The following is a 15,567-nucleotide window of genomic DNA, read 5'->3' as shown; positions in this document are numbered from 1 at the left end:
AAATTACTTAGCCGTGGCGTCGTAGAGCGGCAAGTGCCGATAGCTGACTTCGAGCGACAGCAGATTCAGAGTGGTGACGTAGAGCCGGCCGCCGTAGTTTGCCCACAGATCAGGGGTGGGAGAGAGGGGATCCCAGCTCCCCTCGAATTCGCCCTGCGCAACCTGGTGGTTGATCAATAGAGGGTAGAGTTCATCGTGCCACCGTTTCCAATGCGCGCCTTGCATGTGGAACATGACTTGGGTTGCGTAGTACCAGTAGTAGGTATCGCGCTGAGAACGGATGGCGGTGCCGTTGTTGGGTAAGTGGTCGAGGAGGTGGTCGGCTCCAGCCAACATGCGGGGCTGATTGCGATTCCAATCGAAATAGAGTCGCATCAGGAGCCCGACGCTCGTCATCACCGCCGTTGGCTGTAGGCCGTGTCGCTGTTGTGGAGTATCGGCTGCGTAGGGATTGTACCGGTACAGGTAAGGCACCTGCGGGGATTGTTGGCTGGCATCTAAGTAGTTTTCGATGCGGTCGAAGGTTTCTGAGGGGACTTCCAATCCGGCCAGCTGTCCGCTTTTGAAAGCCATCATGAACCAACCACTAACGCTGGTGTCGGCGCCAAACTGCGGGCGATACCTCCAGCCTCCCTGTTTCGGGTCTTGACTGGCCACCATGAAATTAAGGGCTTGCTGGGCGGCCACCTTGAGTTCTGGATCTTGCGTCATTCCATAGGCCTCGCAGAGAGCTAGTGTCGCGATGCCGTGCGAGTAGAGCCAAGCATTTTGGTCGGATGCTGGGTCTTGGGGGATGTAAAGGTCCCCCGAGGGCCGCTGGTTCTCGATCAAAAATTTGAGTGCGAGGTCGACCTGGTCGGCGTATTTGAATTGACGATGCGTGTACCCCGCTCCTTGGAATGCAAGCAGAGCCAAGCCGGTGGCCGCGGTATCGCTTCGGATCAGCACCGTGGTGTCAAAGTCTTGAAGACGCCACGAACCGTTCGGGCGTTGGAATTTGGAGAGAAACGTCAGGCCGCGTTCGATGGCCAACTCTGTTTCCGGCGCCGCGGTGGATGGATCTTGGGGATCGCGGTCCCGCAAGCGTTCAATCCGCTGCTGGAACGCTGGCTTGGGCACGGAGGCTTGCTGTCCTGCAGCCAGCGGTCCGCCCACGTCCTGCCTAGCAAAACGTTGGGCGTCAATCTGCGGCAGGGCCAATGGATCGCGCCGTTCGCTACGACGGGCAAGTACTGGTCCCGTTTGATCCAGTTGTGGTGCGACGCCGCCGGCTCCCAGGTTGGCGTCAATCTCGAGCAGCATCGCCGTTGTCGGTTCATCGGCCCATCGGCGATCGCGAGAAATTGATTCAAGCGGACTTCCCGACAAGGGGGCCAGCGAAGCAGCCGTTGAGTCGCGGTCGTCACCGGTGAGTTCAGGGATCGCAATTGCTGCTTGAGCGGGAGCCAACGCATTGTCGAGCTCGGTTCGAGTCGGGCCGTTACTGGCCACGTTCAAAGACGGGTCGGCCGCTGAGGGGGCAGCGGGGGCCAATTCCTGACGCTGCATTTGTGTGGCATAACTCTCTAGCCCGTCCACTGCAGCCGTGTTGTCCGCTTCAGCATGGCTAGGTCCGAAATCGTTCAGGGGCGAGAGACCTGTCTGGCCAGAGTCCGACTTGCGTTGGAGTTGTGCACCAGCCACCGCGTCAGCCGCCAGCTCGTCGGAGGGCGGCTCTGAGGTGGAAGGTTGAGTGGGAGATGCCCCGGCTACGATCTCGGCAATTTCGGACGAAATTGTCGGGCCAGCATCGCCTGGTAGCCCGACCGTGGCACGCTCGATCGGTCGACCCGCTCCTTGCAGTCCGGCAAAATCATCGCGAGCAGCGGCGCCTAAGTCGTCGCGATTGCGCTCGATGCGATGTTGAGCGCTGCCGGTACTATTCGTGGACAGGCTAGGAGTGCCTGTCCATCTAGGACTTTGTGGAAGGTCGAGGCTCGGCAGTTGCGATGCTGCGGGGCGTCGATCGGCAACTCGATTGGGCCGCGTCTCGGCGGGGGCAACGCTGTTGGCTGGAGAGTTCTTCGCCTGGGCGGCCAAGGTCTCCGCACCATACACCGGTTGAGATGCTGCAGAGGGAAGTCCACTCTGACCTCCAGCGGTATCCCTCGCGATTCTCTGAGCCTCCGTACCCGAGCTTGGCAGTGGGGAAGTTAAGGCGGTGGAAGCTTCCTGTCGCTCCAGTTGCACGTTCGACAGCGAACGTGCTGGGAGTGTTGAGACCGTGGGAGCGGCTAGAGGAAGTGGCGTATTGCGCTGCCTCGAGGCCGAATTGCGGTTGGTGGCAGCCGGAGAGGGGGCGATGCTCGGATTGTTCGTATTGGAGTCAACCACCAGTTCGGGGCTGTCGATTGAGGGACGTGCAAGAGGTGTGTTGGGCGGTGCCCGTTCGGTGCGCGGTAGAGCAGTGATAGGCTGGCTCGTTGCCGAGGGGGCATCGGGTTCGGCTCGCAGTAGTACGGCCGACTGGAGTGGCGGAGACACTGGTTCGACGCTGGAACTCGCCGGGACCCTGGCGATTGGGTTCGGGATATCAGAGCGTTGCCTCTGGGAGCGAGAGCTGGGCTCACTGGGAGCTAACGAGGGAAGCTGCGTGGACTCAAACGGCAGCGGTGGCGGCGAGGGGGCGGTCGTTGGCGTTCGCGGAAGCGTTTCCATCGTGCTCCGTGAAAGTGAGGCAAGTTGCTCGGCGGAAGCGGCTACCGAGTTGTTCGATTCCAATCGCTCGATCAAATGCGCGTTGGCCGTTCGTTCCACACGCGGGGCCGGACTGACTAAATTGGCTTGGGCTGAGCGGGTGAGTTGCAGGGCTGGCGATTCCGCCAGTTCTATCTCGGTGGGCTGGTGCTCGGTGGCGACGTGCTGCAGGTAATCAGGCTTGTGACCTGCAGTCGATTTCGTGTTAACGCGATGGTATTGATTGGCCAGCAGCGTTTGCCGTTCGAGCTGTTGCCGTTGAATGGAGAAGGCTTCAAACGCATCGGGCCACATGCGTGAGAATATCACAATGTTGACCGCGTAGACCAATAACAACAGGTGGATCAACATGCTCAGCAGAAATGCCAGTTGCATCGACTTTTCAACAACCCGGCTCACTAGGTTATTGAGCAACAGGGAGCAAGCGACGAGGGCCACGGGAATGGCAATCGCGTACAGCCATGGATTGCGCAGGGGGTTGGGGTCTTCTTGGTCCAGCAGGTAGAAGCCGAGTCCAATGACTGCAGCGCCCAGAAAGCCCAACGCCAGGTTGACTGGCCAAAAAGACGTCAACTCCGCATCTTCGTCTGCTGAAGAGATGCCGGCTAGATCGGAGTATCTGCGATGATCGGTCATGGCGCTAGGATTCGTCATCGGCGATGGAAAGGGAGTACGCTGCCCCACATTTGAGGCAGATGTCCATAACACTGACGGGAGTTTGGAGTGGTACGGATCGATCGGCGCGAATCATTACGGATTGCCCGAGTGGATTGTCAAGGACCGATTTTCGCAACAGTTGCTCGAACTGTTCGGATTGCATGTATTCACCGTTGACGTAGAGCGAGCCTCTTTGGTCGATATTCACGATCAGCTCTTGGGGTTCAACCGTCATGGGCATCGCATTGGCCGCACTAGGCAGCGGCACATCGAGTTCGCGGTCTTCTTGGTTGAGACGCGACGCCACTAGGAAGAAAATGAGCAACAAGAACACGACATCGATGAGAGGCGTCATGCTCAGCGCACTCAGTACTTGTCCGCGTTTTATCTGTGCTGCCATTGGTCAACTTTCAGGTGTGCGGCGCCCCCTCGGGGTGCAGTCACTTGTGCCTTGCTCGTCGGCTGGTTGTTGGGATCCGTCGCACCGAGCTGCGGTCAGATTCTCCATTGCTAACCGTGGGGTCGCGCCTTGCGGCTGGTTGTAGTTCGTACGCGAAAATCGATTCAATCAACAATCTGTCACGTGGCGGGTTACTATTTAGGCGAAGTGGCTGGAGGTGGTGGTGGCGCCTTCGATAGTTTTCGCTCCACCAACCCGGCTGGGCTCATGACGTAACGCGACTTTCCTTCAAGGGCTTCGATGGCTGGCATCAACCGCCGTATTTCGGCATCTATCTTTGCCAACGTTTTCGTGATGCGTCCTTCGAAGTAGTGTGCAAAGATGGCGGCGGGAATCGCAACGGCCAAACCACCCAGGGTGGTCACCAACGCAACATAAATGCCTTCAGCCAGAAACTCCGCTTTATTCATGCCCGAGCCAAGCTGAGTTGTATTGTAAAAGGCGATGATCATGCCCCACACGGTTCCCAAGAGGCCGATGAGCGGGGTGACCGCGGCCGCCAGGGTTAGCCAGCGGACGTTATTGTACATCGCATCCGCTTCGCGCTGCGTGCTCTCGTTGATCGTCATCTCAGCTTCTGGAATGGGGCGACCGAGTTTCAACAGGACGTCTTGGAGGATTCGACCAGCGACCGACGGATACCGTTCGCTGGCTTGAAACAAGAGCGGTGGTGAAAATTCTTCGGTGACGCTGGCGGCGGTCGCGCGGCGCAGCTCACGCCGGAGCCCTGCGGGAAAGAGGCGTCCACGTCGCAGCGCGAAGAAGCGTTCTAGGGCTACCGCTACGACCAAGAGGCTCATGATGGCAATGGGGATCATGAGCACGCCCCCTTCGACTAGCAAGGCGAGAAAGTTAAGGCTGCTTTGCAGGCCCGCGGTCGGGGCCGTTGAGTTCGCCCGGTTTTCGGCTGCCTCAGCAGCCAACTGTTGCAGTTCCTGTTGGGAAATACCGGTGGCTGGATTGGTCGCCGCGCCGGTTGTTGCCGTTGCGGAATTTTCTGTGGTCTGCGCGGTGAGGCCTGGACGGACCGGATTGGGGATTGCCGGCGCTTGCCCTCGAGCCGGCGTGGTCTCCAGCCCTAGACTGAAGGCCAAGATGCACAATGCAGGGATACACAATCGGAATCGGTAGCTGCCGGGCGCCCCGTGGGAATAGCGAGCGGTCATGAGGCGGTCACCCATGTTGCGCGAAGTGGTACAGCCAGCGGTTGGCGGTTCAAGTTGCGGGACACGATGTGCACCATCTTCCATCGAGTTGCCTGAAGGTTAGTAGTGTGTGGTAGCTAGGTTCCGAAAGCTTCTTCTGCCGGAGCGGTAGCACTGCGGCGGGTGGTCGCAAAATGCAGTGGCGTTCATTTCTGCGGGCTGCGGCCCAAACCGTTGTTAGCGTAACTTCTTGAGATCACCTAGACGCGTCTGAGCCTTGGCAGCCAGGTCGTGCTGGGCATGTTTCTCAACGATAAAGTTGTAGAACTCTTGGGCTGTCTGGATGATCTTTTGGCGTCCATTGCCCTTGAGACTCTCTAGGAGGACCTCACTACAGCGAGCCGCTTCGAAAGCACTTTTGGCTTGCCAGTTCTTGATGTCCTCAGGAGCCCTTTCCCCACCAAAGCCAAACATCACGCGTTGGAATTCTGGGATGGCTTTTACGAAATCACGCTGGGAAAAGTAGACTTCTCCCATCATGAAGCGTGAGCGAGCGGCCAATTCGTCGCGATAGTTGTTGGCCACTTCTGCGTAGTACTTGAGCGCCTCTTCGACTTGCCCTTGATTTTGCTTGCAGTACCCCATCTCGTATAGGGCGGTTGGCATGTATGGGCTTTCGGCATGCTGTTCCAGCACGATTTTTAACCATGTTTCGCATTGCTCCCACTCCTTGAGTTCTCGGAAGCACTGGGCGGCATGGAGATAGATCAGGGTGCGTACCTGCGCGGAGGCTGCGGTGTTGGTGGAGGCTTCCAATTTCTCTCGAGCCGCCTGATAGCCCTTGGCGGCGGCATCAAATTGCTCTTGCTTGAAATCGCATTCTGCCCTCATGAACAGAGCATCCACTGCCAGGGGCCCGTTCGGGGCTTGTTCGACTTGAGATTGGAAAGAACTAGCTGCCTGGGGAAATCGTTCCTGCTGGAAGTGTGACCAACCGAGTTTGTAAGTCGCTTTTTCGATGAGTGTTGGATCTTGGGTTGAGCTCAGCACTGCTTGGTAGGTCTGCGCCGAGTTGGCGTAGTCCGCCGAGTCGTATTGTTGCTGTGCGAGCATGTAGGTGGCGTCGCCAACAAAAGAGCTTTGAGGGAAGTCTTGGACCAAGCGATTGAAGTACTTCGCTCCAGTGGCCGCCTCCCCTTTGTCCTGATAGTTCCAGCCCAACTCGTAGAGCACTTTATCCATGGCTGGATAATCAGGTGTCTCCGCCAAGATCGCTTCAAACTGGGTGGTTGCCGCGTCCCACTGCCTCAGCTCGGTGTAGGCCAAGCCCAATTCATAGCGCGCATTGCTCAGCGATTTTGCCGAGGGTTGACTTTCGATGTATTCTTGTAGGGCGGCGATGGCATCTTCGGTCTCACCCACTTTCCTTAAGCAAACTCCGTGGGCCAAGCGAGCTTCGCTGCCAATCGAATCGGTCAGGCGTTTCTCCAACAGCGGAGTTAAGGCATCCAGGGCCGCCTGGTAGTTGTCCTGTTGCATGAGGCACCACACGATGCCATAGCTGGCAAAGTTATGGTACTGGGGAGCCTGAGGGTCTTGGACGATTCGACGATAGCCCTCGATGGCTTCCTCGAAGTGGCTCATGGCGGCTGAGAGCTGAGCGAGCTTGTAGTCTACTTGCGACTTGAGTCGCGAATTGGGGTATTTCTTGAGCAGTGATTGGAGCGTTTGCTTGGCAGCCGCATCGTCCTTGTTCCTCTGGTGGGCTTCCGCCAGCAGGAGTAAGACTTCATCCGCCGAGACCCAGGCGTCGTCGGTCTGGTGGCTGGCCGTCAGCTGCTCAATGGCAGCCGGAAACTCCTCCTGGTACAGCAGACTTGCGCCCACGATAAACTGAGCTTCCGCATTTTGCGCAGGAGTTTCGAACGTTGTCATATCGGATTTGAGCAATTCGATAGCGGATGGGTATTCTCCATCGAGGTAGTAGGCCATGCCGAGCCGTAGCGTCCAGAGTTGATAGGTTGGATTCTCGGGGTCGGCTTCGCGCAATTTCGCATAGGCTTGGGCGGCAGCGGCATGTTCGCCCTGCTGCAGTAGCGCTTCTGCAGCGATGTAGGCCACGTCGTTGCGGAGTGGATCTTGAGGGTATTTGCCCAGGAACGATTCGGCTAGGCGGCGAGCATCTGCGTGCAGGCCACGCTGCAGGGCTGCAAAGGCCGCATTGTAGGTCGCTCGGGGGGCCAGCGGGTCCTTGGGGGAATCGATGGCAATCGACTCGTAAGTCTCCTGAGCTTTTTCCAACTGGTCGGGCTGGGCATAGAGGGCATCGGCCAAGTCCATTTTCAAGCTTGTCGCACTCGGGGTCGCAGTGGCCCACTTCAAGCTTTCCTCGATCATGGTGACCGCCTGCTGAGGCTCGCCTTGCTTGAGCAGAGTGGTGGCTAACCAGTGTGCCGCCTCGGCCGATTGGTTGTCTTGGGCTGCCAGGATCGACCGGAATTGCTCTTGCGCCTGCTCCAATTGACCCTTCTGAAACAGTATTTGCCCCAGCGAGAGCGCTGCGGTGGCGGCATGTTTTGATTCGGGAAATTGCTTGAGCAGTTGGGAGTAGTATCCGGCCGCTTTTTCGGTGTCGCCTTGTTGACCGACGGCGTAGCCCATCCGCAGCAAGGCGTAGTCGGCCATCTTCGATTGTCCGGGCGCGGTGTTGATCTGGGAGAGTAGCTCCTCTGCCTCCGCCGACTTTCCATCTCGCAGTAACAAATCCGCCAGCCGCACTCGCACCTCTCCCACAAGCCGGTGGTCGGCGTGCTCTGTGGCAAACTGCTGGTAATTCTTTTGCGCTTGATTCAGCAATTCTTGCTCTTCATACGCCACGGCAACCGCGTAGCGAGCTTCCGGCCGCAAGCTCGACTGGGTCAAGGCTTTGTTGTCCAATAACGCGTTGTAATGTTTGATGGCATTCTGAGTGTTCCCCAGCGAATACTCGATTTCGCCGAGGTAAAATTGAGCTTGGTCCAGATGGCTCCCCTCACCGTAGCTTCTGAGGAAAGTCGTCAGGCTGTCTCGAGCTGCCTCTAATCCAGCGCGCTGGGCTGGCGAACCGGCCGGGGCCTGACGCGCTTGGGTGAACTGACACCAACTGAGATTGATGAGCGATTCTTCGCGTATCTCGAGCTTCTTGTCTTGAAGGGCGCGTGTGAACGCATCGATCGCTTCGGGATAATTGGGCGGAGTTAGTTGGATGGCGCAGACACCTAGGTAGTGCCACGCCTTGCTCGCCAAGGGGTCGTCCGGAAACTCCTTCAACAATTTATGCCATTCCTCGATGGCCAGCTTATGGGCTCCACTATTCTGGAACGAGGCCGCGTCGGAGTAATAAGCGATTGCGCGGCGGTTGGAGGCCTGCCCGGCGGCTGCTTGATCGGAATCTTGAGCCCTGAGGCTGCCCATCGATCCCAGGGAAACCCAGCACCCGAGTAGGCTGAGCAAGCTATGAACCAGCAGGGAATGGTGCGTTGAAGGGTACGTATTAACTGCCATGGCTTCCTAAAGTATCTGGGCTAGAGATTTTCAACATCACGAGAGCAATATCGTCATGATGTCATTGCCGAGTTCGATGCGGAGCATTCGTCGCTTTTCTAGTCCTACGCCGCGCCCAAAATATCGGATGTCCCGTGATATCAGCCGAAAGACGCTGGCTCCGGTAAGAACCGGTAGAGCGCGCGCTGCGACTGATTTCGTCGAACCCGAAAAAACTAGGTTGTGGCACAGTACTAGTACCGCTGTATCGGTTGTCAGGCAATATGCAGTGTACAAGTTTGAGTCCAGCACGCAAAGCTTGTAGCGCAACCACACAGCTCACGATTGCGGTATGCCTCCCCTGCTCTACGCCGGAAAAGTCGCCCCGGCTTCTCCAACTTGACAGCTTGTGGCTGGCCCACCCGCCGACTGGGGTGCGCGTATGGAATCTGACTGCCGAGACTGAACCGGCAATCACGCCTGAGCTGCCTTCAGCCGCTACGCGCATTTTGCCCCCGGAATTGACCGGTAGGGGGAGGTTTTGCCGTCTTGTTCGCGGTGCGGGATGCAGTTTCAACCTCCTGTGGTGCCGATTCCTTGGCTCGCCACGCCGTTGCACGCTGCCGACGCTAAGCGGCCGTTTCCGGAAGTGCAATTTGCTCGCGTTGGTGGCACCATTTTTCTAGAAGCCCCTAGGCTACACGTACTTGCGATGCTGAGTACAATTGCGTCCACGTGCCAGTTGGCCTGCCTCCGCGAAGTGCAGTTGAGTGGGGATTGGCGCGTTGTTCCTTGGCAAATTGGCGATTTTTGTACTCGAGCGGGTACCTGGAATGACTGTATTCTGGGGGGCTGTGATGTCTGGGGCTGTCATTTTACCGAATGGAGTCTCCGGTACCATTAAGAGTCAATCCAGCCTCGCAATCCTGCCCCCGCAGCAACGACCGAAAGGTACTGGCCGATGTCCACCGCAGACCGATCAGAGACAGTGAAAGAAACGGCGCTTACGGCGTGGCATGTAGCCCAAGGCGCAAGGATGGCAGAATTCGCCAACTATCAGATGCCGATCCAATATTCTTCCATTGTGGCTGAACATCAGGCAACTCGAACGGCCGCCGGTGTGTTCGACATCTCCCACATGGGCCGCCTGCGGTTCGAAGGCGATCGTGCGGCCGAACTCCTCGACCACTTGCTAACGCGGCGCGTTTCCGACATGGTCCCTGGCGATGTGCGCTATTCGATGATGTGCAACGAGCAGGGGGGGATTCTGGACGACGTGCTAGTTTCCAAGCTGGAAAACAACAGCGGTCACATGTTCTTTCTCTTAGTCGTCAACGCTGGGAACCGAGCCAAGATCTTGCAATGGATCGCCCCGCATGTCGCCGACTATCCCGACGTAATGTTTCATGACGTAAGTGATGCTACGGCGATGATCGCGGTTCAAGGGCCACGCGTCCAAGAGATCCTGGGCCGGCTCTTTCCCGACAAAGTGCTGCAACTGGGATACTACAAGACGACCTTGTGCGACCAAATGCAGAAGCCGTGTGTGGTGAGCCGGACGGGGTATACGGGTGAAGATGGTTTTGAATTGACCCTCAAAGCTGAAGATGCACCCCGAGTGTGGGAAAACGTCTTGTTGGCTGGACGCGAGCACGGCATTTTGCCGGTCGGTCTAGGCGCACGCGACACCCTGAGACTCGAAGCTGGCATGCCGCTCTACGGACACGAACTGAGCGAGGAGATTGATCCCTATTCCGCGGGGTTGGGGTTTGCCGTCAATCTAAAAGATCGTGATTTCCTCGGTCGCGAGGCTTTGGAACGCAGCAAGGCAGCCTCCCATGCCAGCATGCGAGTAGGCCTGAAATTGGTGGGGCGGCGCTCGGCGCGTGAGGGGGCTAGCTTGCTCGATGGTGACGGCCGTAAGGTCGGGGAGGTCACCAGCGGTACCTATTCACCCACCCTGCAGTGCCCGATTGCCATGGGATACTTGCGCAACGAATTGGCGGTACCTGGGACATCGGTAGAGGTCGATATTCGTGGAGCCAAGGCCGACGCTGAAGTGGTCCCCCTGCCCTTCTATCGCCGTTCCAAGTAGTGGGCTATGCAGTGCGTTTTCCCATTTCGTTTTGATTTAAATTTAATCTCTCCTTCCACAAATATTTACGCGGAGTGACCTCGTATGAATCCACAAGAACTTAAATACAACGCCTCGCACGAGTGGGTTGGGATGTCTACTGAGGATGGTAGTGACGTCGCGGTCATTGGTATTTCAGATTTCGCGCTCGAGCAACTTACCGACTTGGTCTACATGGCATTGCCTGAAGTTGGGGCATCCGTTCAGGCCGGTGAGGAGTTTGGCGAGGTGGAATCGGTCAAGGCCGTGAGCCCGCTGTACAGTCCGGTGAGTGGTGAAGTCGTGGCCGTGCATAGCGAGTTGGTTGACAAGCTTGACCAGCTCGCGGCAGATCCCTTCGGCGAGGGCTGGATTATCAAGGTCAAGTTGGCGGACGGAGCATCGTTGGACGGGTTGTTGGATCGCGAGGCCTACCAGAAGCAGTGCGGCGAGTCGTAGGACTCGTCCAGCCTGGCGTCGTGGGACACGAAAGTGTCTAGTGAAAAAAGAGGCGTTTCCCGGGGCGTCGGGAGCTGAACTGCGTTAGCCGCCGGTTCGTTGAGGTGCAGCTCGCCGCCACTTTGATTCCGGAGTGTACCGGGCGGCGCATTTCGGAATGCCTGTTTCAGCCTTGGGATTGAAAAGCTCCTCAATTCAGCAACGCACGACAGTGCCAATGTTGAACGTCTGAGTTGGAACGGTAGCTGAGACCACGCCCGACTTGCTCGCGTGGCGGGTGGAGTCGGGGAAGTTCGCGGTGCTAAGCAGTGTCTGGCACCCGAAATATGAGTTGTTCTTTTGAAATTTAATCGATTAGTTTCGCTCTTCAGCGATAGTCCGGGTGTTGGACCGGGGCTGAGTTGGAATGAGTCAATGGGAGTCCCTACATGGCCTATTTGTTCAACACATCCGAAGATGTGCACGAGATGCTGTCGGTGATTGGAGCATCGAGTATCGACTCGCTCTTCGATTGCATTCCGCCGGAAGCCCGGTTCGAGGGCGAGCTCAAGATTCCCGCCGCGCTTTCCGAGATTGAACTCACTCGTCGCATGGAGCAGTTGGCGAGCCGCAATCAAGGGGTTGGTCAGGCTGTCTGCTTTCTAGGTGGCGGCGCCTACGATCACTTCATTCCCGCTGTCGTCGATGCCCTTGCAAGCCGTGGGGAATTTTACACTTCCTATACCCCCTACCAACCGGAGGTCAGCCAGGGCAATTTGCAGGTCATGTTCGAATACGAAACATTGATTTGCCAATTGACCGGCATGGATGTCTCCAATGCCAGTCTCTATGACGGGGCAAGTGCCACGATCGAAGCGGTCTTGCTGGCGATGGCCAGTCGCCCCAAGTGCTCGCGCGTGGTGGTTGCCAGTAGCCTGCATCCAGAGTACCGCCAGGTTTTGGAGACCTATTTGCAGTGGACGCGTTTCGAACTAGTGACTGTCGATTGTCCTGACGGGAACGTGCCTTTAGCCGAGTGGCAGGAGTCGCTCGATGAGTCGGTGGGCTGTGTGGTGTTGAGCCAACCGAACTTCTTTGGTGTCATCGAGGACTTGACGCCTCACGCGGAAGCGGCCAAGGCCTCGGGCGCCGTCGTCGTGGCGGTTTGTGACATGATTTCACTAGGCATGTTTGCAAGTCCAGCGCAGTGGGGAGCCGACATTGTGGTTGGGGAGGGACAGGCACTGGGGAATCCCCTTCAGTTCGGCGGACCCTACCTTGGGATCATGGCCTGTCGTGAAGCCTTTGTGCGGCGCATGCCAGGTCGTATCGCTGGTCAGACCGAAGATCGGCAGGGGCAGCGATGTTGGGTGCTGACTCTTCAAACGCGTGAACAGCACATCCGCCGTGACCGGGCCACCAGTAACATCTGTACCAATCAAGGGCTGTTTGCGCTGCGGGCCGCGATCTATCTGGCGCTCCAGGGGCCCCAGGGGCTGCGTGAAACCGCTGAGCAGTGTGCTTGGAAGATGCATTATTTGGAAACGCAGTTGGCTGGGAATGAGCGATTCGAAGTTCGTTTCCATGGATCCAGTTGGCGAGAAATCGTCGTGCGTGATCGCCAGCAGGATGTGCCCGGCGTATTGGCTCATTGCCAGCAACATGGCATGCTGGCTGGGCTGGATCTCGGTAGATGGTATCCCGAATTTGCCGATTGTTTCATGATCGCCGTTACCGAAAAAAGAACCCGCGCAGAACTGGATCAGTTGCTGCAGCTACTCGTCAGTTCCAGTCACCCGACGGAGGTCGCCCATGCGTAATACTCAAGCCACTCAACTGTTGTTCGAACTTGGCAAACCAGGGCGTCGCGCCAATCGTTTGCCAGAGTGCGACGTGCCCGCTCCGGATCTAGCCAGCCTTTATCCCCGCGTTTCGTTGAGAAGCGAGCCACTAGGGCTTCCCGAATTGGGCGAGGGGGATGTCGTGCGGCACTTTACCAATCTCTCGACGTTGAACATGTCGGTCGATACCCATTTCTACCCCCTGGGCTCTTGTACAATGAAGTACAATCCCAAGCGGAATGAACGCCTGGCCAGCTTGCCAGGAATCGTCGATTTGCACCCCTTGCAACCCGATGATACCGTGCAAGGCATGTTGGAGCTGTTGTACGAGGTGCAAACCTATTTCGCCGAGATTTCTGGCTTGCCCGCCGTCTCGCTGCAGCCTGCCGCAGGAGCGCACGGCGAGCTAACGGCGTTGATGGCTGCGGCTGCCTATTTTCGCGATCGTGGGGAGGCACGCACGAAAGTCCTCGTGCCTGATAGTGCCCACGGTACGAATCCGGCTAGTGCCACCATGGTTGGATTTCAAGCCGTGACCATTCGTTCGCGCCCCGATGGTTCGGTCGACATGGAGGATCTACGGAGCAAGGCCGATGATCAGACAGCGGTGTTCATGATTACCAACCCAAGCACCCTGGGGTTGTTCGAGAAGCAGATCCATGAGATTACCACCTTGGTCCATGAGGTCGGGGGGCTGATCTATTTGGATGGTGCCAATATGAACGCCATTCTAGGGATCTCACGTCCGGGTGATTTTGGTGCGGATATGATGCACTACAATCCCCACAAGACCTTTAGCGGGCCGCATGGTGGTGGTGGCCCCGGTGCCGGACCGATCTGTGTACGCGACTTTTTGGAGCCCTATTTGCCAGTCCCGCGAGTCGCCAAGCATGGCCAGACATACTCGCTGGAAAGCGATCATCCGCGATCCATTGGCCGCGTGCGAAGCTTTAATGGAAATATCGGCGTGTTGGTCCGAGCCTACTGCTACATTCGAGCCTATGGTGCCCGTGGAATGAAAGAGGTGAGTCAGCATGCGGTGCTCAACGCGAACTACTTGCTCGCTCGACTCAAGCATGTGCTCCCAATCCCGAACGGTGATCGCTGCATGCATGAGTTTGTGGCATCGGCCAGTCGGTTGAAGAAGGAGAAGGGAGTGACGGCCATGGACATCGCCAAGCGACTCCTCGACTTTGGCTTTCATGCTCCCACCGTCTACTTCCCGCTCACCGTGCCTGAAGCGATGATGATCGAGCCGACGGAAACGGAAAGCAAGGAAACGATGGATGCCTTCGTGGTGGCGCTGGAAACGATTTTGGCGGAACCGGCTGAAAATCTACACCACGCGCCCAGTTCGACAGCGATTGTTCGACCTGACGAAGTGAAGGCGGCTCGACAGCCGGTGATGCGATGGACGGCTTCCACCTAACCACTGCGTCGCTCAGCGGCGCAGAGAATATGGCCATCGATCAAGCCATGTTGGAGCACGCGGCAGAGCACCGGGTTGTTCTGCTGCGAGTCTACCAGTGGGCGGAGCCGACGGTCTCCTTGGGCTATTTTCAGAAGTACGGAGACTTTCTGCAGCACTTCCCTCGCGCAGGGGATGCGGTGGACGCGACGCCCCGCGTGGTTCGCAGAGCGACTGGTGGTGGGGCCATCGTACATCACCACGATTGGACCTACTCCTTGGCCGTGCCAGACAATCTACTGCAGGGAGCCGATTCGAATCGAGCGCGTCAGGGGGTGGGGGCCTCGCAGCCGCTGTACGATTTTATCCACCAAGCGATGGTCGAGTGGCTGGATGGCATGGGGTGGCAGGCCGGCAAATGGGATTCTGACAGTTCACGCCCGGCACCCAAGACGCCAGCCGCTGACGGTCCCAAAACCGACGTTTCGGTAGCCGAAGTCTCAAAACTCGAAGTCTCAAAACCCGGTGTTCCAGGACCCGGTGTTTCAGGGGGTAGTGCGGTAGCTGGCGATAGCGTCGGCTGGCGGCGGGCTAGCGCTTCCTTCTTGTGTTTTGAGCGTCGCAATCATGGGGATGTGGTCGTCATGCCCGGGGCGGAGGCCCCAGCTGGTGCCTCATTCCCTCAAGACCCGCAGCTTGAGCATGCCAAGGTCATGGGGAGTGCGCAGCGGCGTGTGCGGGGTGGCTTGCTCCAGCATGGAAGTCTTTTGCTAGCTCGCAGTCCATTTGCCGTTTCTCTGCCCGGTTTGGACGATTTACCGTGCGCCGGCATGCAGGTTGCTCCCTCTTCAACGATGCCGGCAGACGCGGGGCAAAATGGCCGACCGGCGGTAACACACCCCAATTTGCAATTGCATGCATTTGAAGAGGTCTTGCTGGATGCGGTGCAGCGCTATTGGGGGAGGGCGTGGCAGCCAGCCGACCCGCATGAATTGAGTCTATCGCAACTAGCTCAGAAGGTGGCGAAGTTTCGAGAGATGGGCTGGCAACGCAGGGTCTGATGCCCATAATGGGGGTGTTTGGGGCGGATTGGCGGCATTCCCCGTAGTTTCGAGGGCGATCCACCAAGTTTGGGTCTTGCAGTGGCATGCTCCCCTGATGAATAATCAAGATACGTACTCACCAAAAACTCTAAGTGTCGCCAAAAAAGCTTGCCGTCCCTAATTGTCTAAGGATAATTTGGACGA

The 15,567-nt window shown here is 57.6% G+C and carries 9 protein-coding genes; 5 read left to right on the top strand and 4 right to left on the bottom strand.

Translation table 11 applies throughout. The features are described from left to right. Positions 1–3: 3 nt before the first annotated feature. From Q31a_RS25280 to Q31a_RS25265, 4 genes are all read right to left on the bottom strand, one after another. Complete coding sequence (locus Q31a_RS25280) at positions 4–3,372, bottom strand: hypothetical protein (RefSeq protein WP_145084172.1); 3,369 nt, start codon at positions 3,370–3,372, stop codon at positions 4–6. Between the two features lie 4 nt (positions 3,373–3,376). Then, positions 3,377–3,793 (bottom strand): ExbD/TolR family protein, encoded by a 417-nt coding sequence (locus Q31a_RS25275; RefSeq protein WP_145084169.1) that lies wholly within the window; start codon positions 3,791–3,793, stop codon positions 3,377–3,379. Positions 3,794–3,987: 194 nt separating this feature from the next. Then, positions 3,988–5,103, bottom strand: a complete 1,116-nt coding sequence (locus tag Q31a_RS25270; RefSeq protein WP_145084166.1) for a MotA/TolQ/ExbB proton channel family protein — start codon at positions 5,101–5,103, stop codon at positions 3,988–3,990. Positions 5,104–5,235: 132 nt separating this feature from the next. Beyond that, entirely contained in the window at positions 5,236–8,541 is a 3,306-nt protein-coding gene (locus Q31a_RS25265; protein WP_145084163.1) for a tetratricopeptide repeat protein, read from the bottom strand. A gap of 940 nt (positions 8,542–9,481) precedes the next feature. Here Q31a_RS25265 and gcvT point away from each other — a divergent pair. From gcvT to Q31a_RS30535, 5 genes are all read left to right on the top strand, one after another. Continuing rightward, positions 9,482–10,615, top strand: a complete 1,134-nt coding sequence (gene gcvT / locus Q31a_RS25260; RefSeq protein WP_145084160.1) for a glycine cleavage system aminomethyltransferase GcvT — start codon at positions 9,482–9,484, stop codon at positions 10,613–10,615. Positions 10,616–10,699: 84 nt separating this feature from the next. Next, positions 10,700–11,092 (top strand): glycine cleavage system protein GcvH, encoded by a 393-nt coding sequence (gene gcvH / locus Q31a_RS25255; RefSeq protein WP_145084157.1) that lies wholly within the window; start codon positions 10,700–10,702, stop codon positions 11,090–11,092. Positions 11,093–11,520: 428 nt separating this feature from the next. Further along, entirely contained in the window at positions 11,521–12,891 is a 1,371-nt protein-coding gene (gene gcvPA / locus Q31a_RS25250) for an aminomethyl-transferring glycine dehydrogenase subunit GcvPA (protein WP_145084154.1), read from the top strand. After that, entirely contained in the window at positions 12,884–14,341 is a 1,458-nt protein-coding gene (gene gcvPB / locus Q31a_RS25245) for an aminomethyl-transferring glycine dehydrogenase subunit GcvPB (RefSeq protein WP_145084150.1), read from the top strand. The genes gcvPA and gcvPB overlap by 8 nt, the downstream gene beginning before the upstream one ends. Beyond that, a complete protein-coding gene (locus tag Q31a_RS30535) occupies positions 14,323–15,381 on the top strand; it encodes a lipoyl protein ligase domain-containing protein (protein ID WP_197355663.1) in 1,059 nt (352 codons plus the stop codon). The genes gcvPB and Q31a_RS30535 overlap by 19 nt, the downstream gene beginning before the upstream one ends. Positions 15,382–15,567: the final 186 nt, after the last annotated feature.

Origin of the sequence: Aureliella helgolandensis, from assembly GCF_007752135.1 — a bacterium.
Taxonomy (GTDB): Bacteria; Planctomycetota; Planctomycetia; order Pirellulales; family Pirellulaceae; genus Aureliella; species Aureliella helgolandensis.
The sequence above is the reverse complement of the archived record's forward strand: the minus strand, read 5'-3'. Positions and strand labels throughout refer to the sequence as shown.

What these genes read in the sequence shown, in the direction of transcription:
- Q31a_RS25280 (WP_145084172.1), bottom strand. Translation starts at nt 3,372, where the DNA reads ATGACCGATCATCGCAGATACTCCGATCTAGCCGGCATCTCTTCAGCA.
- Q31a_RS25275 (WP_145084169.1), bottom strand. Translation starts at nt 3,793, where the DNA reads ATGGCAGCACAGATAAAACGCGGACAAGTACTGAGTGCGCTGAGCATG.
- Q31a_RS25270 (WP_145084166.1), bottom strand. Translation starts at nt 5,103, where the DNA reads ATGGAAGATGGTGCACATCGTGTCCCGCAACTTGAACCGCCAACCGCT.
- Q31a_RS25265 (WP_145084163.1), bottom strand. Translation starts at nt 8,541, where the DNA reads ATGGCAGTTAATACGTACCCTTCAACGCACCATTCCCTGCTGGTTCAT.
- gcvT (WP_145084160.1), top strand. Translation starts at nt 9,482, where the DNA reads ATGTCCACCGCAGACCGATCAGAGACAGTGAAAGAAACGGCGCTTACG.
- gcvH (WP_145084157.1), top strand. Translation starts at nt 10,700, where the DNA reads ATGAATCCACAAGAACTTAAATACAACGCCTCGCACGAGTGGGTTGGG.
- gcvPA (WP_145084154.1), top strand. Translation starts at nt 11,521, where the DNA reads ATGGCCTATTTGTTCAACACATCCGAAGATGTGCACGAGATGCTGTCG.
- gcvPB (WP_145084150.1), top strand. Translation starts at nt 12,884, where the DNA reads ATGCGTAATACTCAAGCCACTCAACTGTTGTTCGAACTTGGCAAACCA.
- Q31a_RS30535 (WP_197355663.1), top strand. Translation starts at nt 14,323, where the DNA reads ATGGACGGCTTCCACCTAACCACTGCGTCGCTCAGCGGCGCAGAGAAT.